We start from the raw sequence: 8,687 nt of genomic DNA on the forward strand, positions 1-8,687 counted from the left end.
GCGTGTTGATGCATGTCTGCGATGCTGGCCAAGTGGATTCCGGCAAGCCGGAGGACATAGGCAAGCCGCTGTGCAAGATGGTCTGCAGACGCTGCGGTGCTGAGAGCGATTACATAATCTTCGGGACCATCACAGCGGCAAAACGCGGCATCCCATGCAAAGCATGCAATAAGCTAGGAAGAACGTCATGAAGGAACTGACAGCCCAAGCTGTGTTCGATGAGGCTTTCAAGCCTGGGCGCGCCCCACGCAGCGAGGCATACAAGCAGGGTGTACTGGCATCTCTTCGTGTTCGCATTGACAGATTGCCGATGGTGCCATGCCCGTATGTGGACAGCACTGCTGAGTCAGATGCCTTCTTCGCAGGAGTCGAGGAAGGGCGTGATCTATCACCTGAAGACGGTCAACCCGGACTGCTCGATGTCTATGCTTATCTGGATGAACTAGAGCAGGGGTAAACAGCTCTGTTCATGGAGTGATCCCAGAGAACATCCAGCGATAGCTGAGTGTTACCCGCTTCTGTATTGGCGAATGGGTAGCACTTGCATTTTTCAGGGCTATGAAAGACTGATTGCATCGTTTCAAGGACTTCCCCATGAGCATGCACACAGTCACAACTCGCAAACTCAGTGAGCGCGATGGATCGCCTCGTCTTTGGCTTGAGGGCAAGCGACTTCTCAACTCGGGCTTTGAGCCTGGACATCAGTTTGTTGTTGAACCCTATGGCCTCGGTGTCGTGCTTAAACTTCAAGTGCAGGGCACGAACAAAGTCGCTCGCCGTGAGCGTAAAAAAGACGGTCGTATTGATTCCATCATCGATGTCCGAGACTCCACGGCCCTGGCTCCGCTGATGGGGTGCAAGGCCATCCGCGTGGTCTTCGGTGAACGTCAAGTCTTTGTCTCTCCTATGGCCTCGGAGCTGCGTTTGATTCGCCGCGTCAAGCGTTTGATGGAGCGCTTGAAGGCGGGCAAGAGTCTCGCCACTGCGGGGGTAGCCAGCGGCGGTGGGGTTCTGGACCACGCGTTACATGCGGGCCTGCGCAAGGCCGGTATCAAGGCGCATCTGCACGCCTTCAATGAGATCCGCGAAGACCTCACAGAACAAGCGTTGGAACACAACGAATTACTCAATGACTCGACCATCGTATTGAACCTTCCTTTGCAGGAGCTGGCTTTCGATGAAATGGTGATGGACCGCATAGGTGAGGTTGACGTTGTTTGCATGGGCCTTCCGTGTTCTGGGGCCTCCAAAGCGGGCCGAGCAAAGCGACGTACAGATATGCCTGAAGCGCACCCGGAGGTCGGGCATCTGGTCGCAGGCGCAGTTGCGTTGCTGGCCAAGCTAAACGCATCTGTCTGTATCTTTGAGAATGTGATCCCCTGGGGCAATTCGGCCAGCGCGTGCATTCTTCGTCAACAACTGCGCGATATGGCCTATGAGACGCATGAGCGCGTTCTGAGCGGACCGGAATTCGGTGATTTGGAGGCCCGTGAGCGTTTTTACATGGTGGCTGTGTCACGCGGGATGGACTTTGATTTTGATGCCATGGCCAGCAAGCCCGCGTGCTCGTCGCGCACCCTGGCAGATGTATTGGAGCCAGAAGAAGTCGTGAAGGACCGTTGGTCAACGATGGACGGACTCAAAGCCAAGCAAGAGCGCGACAAAGAGGCGGGGAAGAATTTCATGATGCGCGTCTTCAAGGCCGAAGATACGTTCATTGGTGGGTTGACTAAGGGCATCACAAAAAACCGCAGCACCGACCCGAAAATTCAGCACCCTACGAACCCTGAGTTGCTGCGCGTGCCTACAGCCATAGAGCATGCAGCGTGCAAAGGAATTCCTAAGCATTTGATTGAAGGCCTGCCCCAGACCAAGGCCAATGAGTTGCTGGGACAAAGCGTCACTTACGGTGCGGCTTCATCGCTCGGTGAACATGCTGGGCGTGAGATCTTGCGTTGGGCTAATTCGTTTGGTCACTGCGTCAAGACCGCACTGCAGCAGCTGCGCAAGACTGTCCCCGTGGGGCAAAGTGAATTGTTCAGCGCTGCAGCGTGAGTGCGTTGCACCCATCAAAGATGCGGGTGGTACTGTCTGGCCATCTGGCGTGCCTGTGCGAAGCCTCGACACACAGATTCACAAACTGGTTTCTGAGCGCGAAGAAACATGAGGGCAGGGCCAATGCTGGGAACTTCAATTCCGTCGCGGGTGGAATTGAGATGGCCGAGATGGCTGGGCAGGTAGTCTTGCCATCCCACAAATTCTGGATACGGGATCAGGTGATGGCTTCCGCTGTCTCTCGATTGCACGCGCAGCCAGCTGCTCCCGTCCGCCATTTGTATGAACAGGACAGAGCGAAGTGGATCAACCCATGGCCAGGGCGGCAGTGCATTGCGCAGAGCCTCCCCAACGACCAGCTTTGGTGGCATGGCAGCTGGGGTAGGCCTGGACGGTGGAGAGTTGGTAGGGCGAGCTTTTGCAGCAAGTGCTTGGGACATGGCCAGTGCCTGCAGAGCCTCACTGGCCAGCTGGGCTTCGTATTCATTTTTCAAGCGTGCAAGAAGCTCGTGGGTATTGCTGATCAGGATCTGGCGCTCTTCCTCAGTCAGCTCTCGGCCATTGCCAGACGATACGGAATAGGCAGGCTGGCTCAAGTCGATACCTGCAGCATAGCCATCCTTGGTAATGCATGTAGACCCAATGAGCTTGATGTCACCAGCATCGTCCACCACGTAGATGCGCTTGTGGATCGGGTGATTGCAGTTGGGGAACATGCAGCGAACCCGGTTCTCTTGATTGACAGAGACGATGGCTAAAAGTCGGCGTTGATTCATGGTTCACCCCATACACTGCTGGTGCCCAATCATCAGGCGCTGGCTGCTGGGATTGTCACAAAGAAACGGAGAGGAATGAAATGATCGAACGGGACAAGCTACCCGAGCAAGAGACGATGGTTGGCTTCATGGAGGAAAACGATGTGCAGGGTGTTTATTACGGCCTGCAACTTGCAGAGCGCGCATACGGAGGCGGTGTGCGCGCTGGTATCGATGCCCTGGTTCACAAGCCCAAGGAATTTGATGCGGCGGTCGCAAAGTACCTGAGACAGCCCAATCGACAGGTTCAAATGCACACTGCCATCTTTGGTGGCGGCGGCCTGCTTTTCGGAGCGTTAGCTGCTATTGATCTGATCAATGGGAGCGAAGATATCTTTCTGACCGTTTTCAAGGCTGCGATTGCTGTATTTGGGGTGCTTGCAGCTCTGCATGAGAGGATGAAGAGGGCTGTCATGGCCAAGATGATTGATTCGATCAGTGCGGCCTTAGACTCCACACCCGCAAGTTTGAATCGTGAAAGATATTCGGCGTTCTTGCATGAAAATCCCCAGCTCAAGGCTTTCGCTGAAAGGCTCAACCAAGCCAACGAACTTCCAACGTTGCGTGATCTGGTTGCGCTGAAGTTTCATGAGATTGACCTGTTAGGAGCAGTGAGCAGCTGAGCATGTCCAAGCAGTACGAAAAGCACAAATTGAGCCGTTGGGTTCGGGAGGACGAAATCGGTCGCGTCACTGCTTGGCTGCGTGCCTTTCGCGCGGCGCTTGAACAATTGGGCCTTCCCGGCGCGACTATTCGCTACGGTGACAAACGGACGCTGCAGGAGTGGATTCGGCAGGACGGCTCCCTCGTACTGGAGCGGGCCGACAACATCGTTCCACTGGCAACAAAGACCGCGAACTTGGTTCCGCAGGTTGTAGTGCATTTACAAGTTCTCTTGCCTGCAGAAGCACAGAGTTTCGGCATTTCGCAGGTCGTGCTTGATAAGCTGGTGTCCACGTTCAATGCGTTCATCGACCACAAACCTAAGGCTCATACACCGGCCCAGGCCCAGGCTCCTGCCGTGACGATTGTGGAGTTCTTGGCCCACCTCCACGCAGTGATGCAAGCGCTCCCTAATGACGGTAAGGATTGGGAGTTGTTCAGTATTCATGCCAGGGAGACGGTTGCTCGAATTGGAAAAGTGAAGCCGAATGTCGAGCAGTTGCAGTTCGCAGAAAGCCTCTTTGAGCATCTGATCTACCGTCAGAAGAAGTTGGTCATTTCTTACCAGCGCTTCTTGCACTCAGGGCAAGTGCGAATCACCCAGAGGAATGGGGTGTTCGACTGGAGTGATGTACACATAGCCTGCAGGCTCTATGCAAGGGCTATGGGCATCAGGGACTTCGTATGGTGAGGGACGTGGGGATGGGTTCAGATTTCAAGCAGCTGCTGGCCAGCATAGACAAAGACCAATTGGCCAAGATCATCGACCGACAGAATGCTCAAAGTTGTGGCCTGGCTTTGGAAGAGTACGAAGCTTTGATGGCTTACAACAAATCGCTGCAGGAAGAGGGTGCGTTGTACCTCGGGAAGCCGGTAAGCGATTGGCCCTCGCTTGTTTTCAACTGGGACTATTCGCAAGCAGGCCAGCACTTCGCAATGGATGGAGTGCCTGAGCATGCGATGCTTGAGATGTACCCAAATGGCCTGCGCTTGGGTCATATGCCGCTGTGCGAGTTCGATCAAAATCTGGCCCGCTACTGCCGCCGCAACACGGAAAAAGAGCTGTGGTCACACGGCTCTGATTGGCGACTGGCCCAGGTGATAGCTCATCTGCGCCGTGGGATGCCGATGACCCCGCCGCTTGTGATTCGAGTTAAGGATGAAGCTTTTTTCAGCGGTGGCAATCATCGCTACGCCGCAGCAAAGGCCGTGGGCTTAGCCGTCATTCCGTTCTATGTGAACGAAGACGATGTGTCCGAGATTGAAGAGATTCTGGATGTGACCTGGGGGCAACCGCGTTGAGTATGGGCATGGCCTTAATTGACCATCATGCAGATACGCAATGACCGGCCTGTTTGTTCTGCACCACCGGCGACAATCGCCCCGAAGCGGGTATCTATCTAGGACGGCTCTGGGATTCTCTGGTTGTCACCTTTTTTCGGTCATTGCCTTACTGGAGCTTGCTTAGGACCAGTTTTGATAAGGCGAATAGACTCACTTTGGGTACGCCAAGAGCTGCTGCCAGGGTGCTATCGCACAGGATGATGCGCTGAGCTTCAGGATCATGAAGCGCATTCGCCTCGATGTAGGCGTAGACCCTGCGCACCGCCTCAGCATGACTGATTCGCTCGTGACCAATTATGAGAGCGATGGATTGAGACGGTGAAAGCAGTTTTTCTGGTTCTTTGGGTTTTGCTGGAGAGGGCGGCTCATCGTCATCTGCATCCAGGGAACTATCATGGCTCTCGCATGGCGGCTTCCCACAGCGCTCACACTTTTCCCAGGATTCGCTCGTCGGACTGACGCGAATCCGCCAGTCCATATGATTTTCAAAGCACCCACGGCAGAGGACTGCAGACCAGTGCCATGGGCCATCCAGTGCGCCATCGTCATCGTAGAAATCACAGACTAGGTTGCTCATTTCTTGGCCTTCCTTTTGCGTGGTTCGTATTTGGAGCGTGGACTTGCCCAAAACGGGTCGCGCAGCATTGAAGAGTACAGCCTCGACGCTTCTAAGGTTCGGATTCCTTCACAGACTTTCACAGGAAATCATGAGCTGCATTCCAAATCGAACCTCGCCCAACACTGAAAAGAGGATTGGCGCGAACGGCGGCAAGTACCAGGCACGCTTCAAAAATGCTGATGGTTCTTGGACTCCATGGTGGAACCTTGGCGGGGGATTGAATGCGTCGGATGTCGAGGTGAAGCTGGTGGAAGCTGCTGAGCAGCCGGTGGGGCCAATGTGGAATGCGTTGCTTAACTATGTTCTGGAGAATCAGAGCGAAGATCCCATGGCGCTGCTTCGTTTGTGGCGCGAAGGTTCGTTCGACGTTATTCGCAAAGAGTGGCCGGATGCGCCGAAAGAAATCTACCCAACGGCATAAATTCGTTGGGAGTAGCCGGTCAGGTGTGTGGTCCTGGCTCTTCCGCCGGGAACTCACACCTTTTTGTCAAAAGAACTCTCTAGCTCTCCAAGCTGTCACGCCCTGGCAATTGGCGCATCCTGGAGATTCGTCGTGTAGTGCGGGGTTCTAAGCTCTTGCCTGCTGTAGCTCTTCACTGTGGTGCTGCCTGTGCGCAAGCAATTTCGGCCATAGCGCTCATTGACTGCATCGACGGCCAGCATCAGGGCATGTTCTTTAGACGACAGCGGCCCCTCGTTTGTCACGTCCGCACAATCATCAAACAACAATTGGCCTTGGGCCATGGCCTCTTCGCGCGAGCTGATGTCCATCAGCATGACGCCTACCTTCACGATGTCATAGCCAGTTTCAAAGATGCTCCGCATTCCAGCTGCTGCGGCAGTACAAAGCTTGCGGGAGTCGTCAGTCGCTCTGGCTAGGGGTACTACACGAGAGCGTGCGAATCTCGGGCCATCACGGAAGGGGCTACTCATCGCAAAAACGGAAACTGCCTTGCTCACGGAGCCTTGCTGGCGCAGCTTGCGTGCAGCATTGGTTGCGAACAGACTGGCCAGCTGCTGCAACTCCTGGCAGGACTCAACCGGCTTGGCAAGGGAGCGGGAGCACATGATCTGTTGGCGCGTGCTAGAGCCTTCGACATCGATGCAAGCAATGCCATTCAGCTCGCGCACGGTGCGCTCCATATTGACCCCCCACCTTGCACGTACAGTGCCCGCATCCATGTTTGCCAGATCCAATGCTGTGAGAATGCCGCCGTCGATCAGCTGCGCGGAGTAGCGTCGGCCTATACCCCAAACCTCGTTGACGGGCGTATTCGCCATGCAGTCCTGCAGTAGGGAGGGCGCACACTGGCCAAGGTTGCATACATGGGCCAGTTCTGCGGGGTAGATACCTGGTCTACGAAAAGCTTGCTTGGAAATATGGCTGGCCAGCTTCGCAAGAGTGAGCGTTTTTCCAATGCCCCCACCCATAGGCAAGCCTAGCCATTGGCCAACACGCTCTCGCATGCGCCAGACCCGCTCTGTATGGTCCCCGCGCATGTCTCCCAGGTAACTGAATGACTCATCGACGGAGTAAGGCTTTGTGTGCTCAGCAAGGCCTGCAAGCAGGCTGTGCATGCGTGTTGAATAGTCGGAATACAGCGTGAAGTTCGCGGACAGCCCCATTAAGCCTTTCAACTCGCGCAGATCCTTGAGCTTGAACCACGGCTCTCCCATCTTGACCCCCAGGGCACGCGCCAGCTCGGATCGGGCCACAACAGCTCCATCGTTTGCTGAAAGGATCACATAGGGGTGTGAGCGCAGCGCAGGCCGCATGTCCCCCTCTACGGATGCGTAAAAGTTGTGAGCGTCTAAAAGGGCGAACATAGGGCACCTATGAGGGCCGGATATTGAAGCCAGGAAGCGCGTGCAAGCCAGTGCGTGCAACGCCGAAGATCTCCAGCGTCTGTCCTTCGCGGGGAACCATCTTTGGGTAGGTGGGGTTCGCGGCTTCGAGGTAGAAGCAGCCGCGCTTTCGGAGGTACTTGATGGTGAAATCCTGGTCCCAGACTGCGACAACGATATGACCTGGTTCCGGACGTACAGCGCGGTCTACAAGTACGTAGTCCTGATCATGCAATCCGGCCAGCACCATCGAGTCACCGGAGACTCGGAAGTAAAACGTCGCCTGGGGATGAGGAATCAGTAGCTTGCTGATATCAATTGGAGACTGGGAAAAGTCCTCGGCAGGGCTAGGAAATCCAGCTCTGACAGCGCCTGAGACTCCGATCAACCAGCATGGTCTGGCGTCGATTGGCAGTGGCTGTAGGGGAAGAGGGTGGGGCTGCATGTCGGTTCTGCGGTGTACTGTATATATATACAGTTTAGCAAAATGCGTGACTCAGCAAAAAGGCCATGGTCACAAGCCAGCTTTGCTGGATGTGAGCATGGCCCGAGTTTTTCGTGCGGCTTGCGGTGGTTCTCAGTGCAGCGTGTAGTCGGTGCTTTGTTGCTCTTGCACCAGGGACCATGCTGCACGGTAGACCGCTTCCTGGGCAACACCGTTTTGGCGCATGGGTTCCGCGGTGGTGGCCACTGCCAGCAATTCGTCGTGCGAGAACTCGCGGCTGACCTGATCTTTCTTGCTGGAATACATAACGGAGATGGCCACGGCAGTCACGCGCTTCAGAGCCAGTGTGAGCTTGTTATTCATCAACTCCAGCTGCTGCAGTTGATCGGACTGGCTTTCAAAGACTTGATTCAAGGTCATTGCGGATTGTTCGTTACGGACCAAGCTGCACAGATCGCTACTGTTGAGTTGACGCAAGGCCAGTTCGAGGGCGGTCAGTTCAGCGGTGGTTTGGTTTTGCATTGTTGAGTACCTGGAAAAGTGTCGTTATTCGTGGCCCGTATCGGCCTCACATAAACACCATAGCCGGAGCCTCAGGAATGCAAGCTTCTGCCCAAACTGGCCCAATGCGAGTACTGAGCGGTACGGGGTGGCACAGGCATACTTGGCAAATCTAATTTGTTCCCCTTGGGAGCGAAGGGTGAGGTAGCTGGCCTCCACAAACAAACAGCTTCTTATTGGCCGCAAGGTCTTTCTCAAACCCGGATGGGCCTCTGTTGCCCTAGGGCCGGGGTCTGTCCATTTCATACGGAGTGGATATGTCGGGCTTTGTTGCATAAATCGGCCATAGGCCAAGGCATCCCCAATCCCAAATAGATTTACGCAGCAGCGACTGTCTGGG

At 55.1% G+C, this 8,687-nt stretch carries 11 protein-coding genes; 6 read left to right on the forward strand and 5 right to left on the reverse strand.

Annotated elements, in window-relative coordinates:
• The first annotated feature begins 187 nt into the window (after positions 1–187).
• Together ACWGXF_RS22335 and ACWGXF_RS22340 are read left to right on the forward strand one after the other, a co-directional pair.
• Complete coding sequence (locus ACWGXF_RS22335) at positions 188–457, forward strand: hypothetical protein (protein ID WP_034396704.1); 270 nt, start codon at positions 188–190, stop codon at positions 455–457.
• Positions 458–594: 137 nt separating this feature from the next.
• Positions 595–2,055 carry a DNA cytosine methyltransferase gene (locus ACWGXF_RS22340; RefSeq protein WP_046462389.1) on the forward strand — a complete coding sequence of 487 codons (1,461 nt, stop codon included), beginning with the start codon at positions 595–597 and terminating at the stop codon, positions 2,053–2,055.
• A gap of 14 nt (positions 2,056–2,069) precedes the next feature.
• Here ACWGXF_RS22340 and ACWGXF_RS22345 read toward each other — a convergent pair whose 3' ends face one another.
• A complete protein-coding gene (locus ACWGXF_RS22345) occupies positions 2,070–2,831 on the reverse strand; it encodes a hypothetical protein (RefSeq protein WP_131667157.1) in 762 nt (253 codons plus the stop codon).
• A gap of 80 nt (positions 2,832–2,911) precedes the next feature.
• Between ACWGXF_RS22345 and ACWGXF_RS22350 the strand changes: the two genes are divergently transcribed.
• The 3 genes from ACWGXF_RS22350 to ACWGXF_RS22360 are packed head-to-tail and all read left to right on the forward strand — an operon-like array spanning position 2,912 to position 4,835.
• Positions 2,912–3,493 carry a hypothetical protein gene (locus ACWGXF_RS22350; RefSeq protein WP_034396700.1) on the forward strand — a complete coding sequence of 194 codons (582 nt, stop codon included), beginning with the start codon at positions 2,912–2,914 and terminating at the stop codon, positions 3,491–3,493.
• 2 nt (positions 3,494–3,495) lie between these two features.
• The gene (locus ACWGXF_RS22355; RefSeq protein WP_046462391.1) at positions 3,496–4,224 is read left to right on the forward strand and encodes a hypothetical protein; all 729 of its coding nucleotides are present in this window, start codon (positions 3,496–3,498) and stop codon (positions 4,222–4,224) included.
• Between the two features lie 11 nt (positions 4,225–4,235).
• Positions 4,236–4,835 (forward strand): ParB N-terminal domain-containing protein, encoded by a 600-nt coding sequence (locus ACWGXF_RS22360; protein WP_131667159.1) that lies wholly within the window; start codon positions 4,236–4,238, stop codon positions 4,833–4,835.
• Between the two features lie 148 nt (positions 4,836–4,983).
• Here the strand turns inward: ACWGXF_RS22360 and ACWGXF_RS22365 are convergent, their stop codons facing one another.
• Entirely contained in the window at positions 4,984–5,454 is a 471-nt protein-coding gene (locus ACWGXF_RS22365) for an SWIB/MDM2 domain-containing protein (protein WP_131667161.1), read from the reverse strand.
• 130 nt (positions 5,455–5,584) lie between these two features.
• Between ACWGXF_RS22365 and ACWGXF_RS22370 the strand changes: the two genes are divergently transcribed.
• Entirely contained in the window at positions 5,585–5,917 is a 333-nt protein-coding gene (locus ACWGXF_RS22370) for a hypothetical protein (RefSeq protein ID WP_034367562.1), read from the forward strand.
• Positions 5,918–6,012: 95 nt separating this feature from the next.
• Here the strand turns inward: ACWGXF_RS22370 and ACWGXF_RS22375 are convergent, their stop codons facing one another.
• The 3 genes from ACWGXF_RS22375 to ACWGXF_RS22385 all read right to left on the reverse strand — a co-directional run bounded on the left by ACWGXF_RS22375 (position 6,013) and on the right by ACWGXF_RS22385 (position 8,206).
• Complete coding sequence (locus ACWGXF_RS22375) at positions 6,013–7,323, reverse strand: Y-family DNA polymerase (protein WP_046462395.1); 1,311 nt, start codon at positions 7,321–7,323, stop codon at positions 6,013–6,015.
• A 7-nt stretch (positions 7,324–7,330) separates the two neighbouring features.
• Complete coding sequence (locus tag ACWGXF_RS22380; protein ID WP_080944556.1) at positions 7,331–7,786, reverse strand: LexA family protein; 456 nt, start codon at positions 7,784–7,786, stop codon at positions 7,331–7,333.
• Between the two features lie 132 nt (positions 7,787–7,918).
• Positions 7,919–8,206 carry a hypothetical protein gene (locus tag ACWGXF_RS22385; protein WP_131667163.1) on the reverse strand — a complete coding sequence of 96 codons (288 nt, stop codon included), beginning with the start codon at positions 8,204–8,206 and terminating at the stop codon, positions 7,919–7,921.
• Positions 8,207–8,687 lie beyond the last annotated feature (481 nt).

The sequence above is a fragment of the Comamonas sp. HJ-2 genome (genome assembly GCF_053615495.1).

Coding starts and splice junctions, on each gene's coding strand:
- ACWGXF_RS22385 (WP_131667163.1), bottom strand. CDS start 8,206: ATGACCTTGAATCAAGTCTTTGAAAGCCAGTCCGATCAACTGCAGCAG.
- ACWGXF_RS22370 (WP_034367562.1), top strand. CDS start 5,585: ATGAGCTGCATTCCAAATCGAACCTCGCCCAACACTGAAAAGAGGATT.
- ACWGXF_RS22380 (WP_080944556.1), bottom strand. CDS start 7,786: ATGCAGCCCCACCCTCTTCCCCTACAGCCACTGCCAATCGACGCCAGA.
- ACWGXF_RS22365 (WP_131667161.1), bottom strand. CDS start 5,454: ATGAGCAACCTAGTCTGTGATTTCTACGATGACGATGGCGCACTGGAT.
- ACWGXF_RS22360 (WP_131667159.1), top strand. CDS start 4,236: ATGGGTTCAGATTTCAAGCAGCTGCTGGCCAGCATAGACAAAGACCAA.
- ACWGXF_RS22375 (WP_046462395.1), bottom strand. CDS start 7,323: ATGTTCGCCCTTTTAGACGCTCACAACTTTTACGCATCCGTAGAGGGG.
- ACWGXF_RS22355 (WP_046462391.1), top strand. CDS start 3,496: ATGTCCAAGCAGTACGAAAAGCACAAATTGAGCCGTTGGGTTCGGGAG.
- ACWGXF_RS22335 (WP_034396704.1), top strand. CDS start 188: ATGAAGGAACTGACAGCCCAAGCTGTGTTCGATGAGGCTTTCAAGCCT.
- ACWGXF_RS22340 (WP_046462389.1), top strand. CDS start 595: ATGAGCATGCACACAGTCACAACTCGCAAACTCAGTGAGCGCGATGGA.
- ACWGXF_RS22345 (WP_131667157.1), bottom strand. CDS start 2,831: ATGAATCAACGCCGACTTTTAGCCATCGTCTCTGTCAATCAAGAGAAC.
- ACWGXF_RS22350 (WP_034396700.1), top strand. CDS start 2,912: ATGATCGAACGGGACAAGCTACCCGAGCAAGAGACGATGGTTGGCTTC.